Source organism: Actinomyces naeslundii (assembly GCF_001956585.1).
Lineage (GTDB): Bacteria > Actinomycetota > Actinomycetes > Actinomycetales > Actinomycetaceae > Actinomyces > Actinomyces naeslundii.
Window position 1 is genome coordinate 2380 of sequence record NZ_MSRR01000044.1, and the last position, 593, is coordinate 2972.

Genomic DNA, 593 nt, shown 5'->3' on the forward strand with positions numbered 1-593 from the left:
CTACCAAGCTGCAGGCAGGTTCGATGAAGCAATCACCCTGCACCAACAGAACCTTGAGGACAGCATCCGCATCCTGGGACCCGACCACCCTGACACCCTGGCCTCACGCCATAACCTCGCCAACGCCTATCGGGAGATGGGCAGGCTCGATGAAGCAATCACCCTGCACCAACAGAACCTTGAGGACAGCATCCACATCCTGGGACCCGACCACCCCGACACCCTGGCCTCACGCCACAACCTCGCCAACGCCTACCAAGCTGCAGGCAGGCTCGATGAAGCAATCACCCTGCACCAACAGAACCTTGAGGACAGCATCCACATCCTGGGACCCCACCACCCGCATACCCTCACCTCACGCCACAACCTCGCGGTTGCCTACCACGACGCGGGCAGGCTTAACGAAGCAATCACGCTGCAGGAGCAGAACCTCAAGGACTTCAAGAACCTCCTTGGCCCCAACCACCCGCATACCCTCACCTCACGCCACAACCTCGCCAACGCCTACCAGGCTGCAGGCAGGCTCGACGAGGCCATCACCCTGTACGAGCAAAACCTCAAAGACTCTGAAGACCTCCTGGGACCCCACCACC

1 protein-coding gene is annotated in these 593 nt (G+C 60.7%); it reads left to right on the forward strand.

The genetic code is table 11. The features are described from left to right. On the forward strand, positions 1–593 hold a 593-nt coding region (locus BKH33_RS13995), incomplete at both ends, for a tetratricopeptide repeat-containing protein (RefSeq protein ID WP_208607109.1).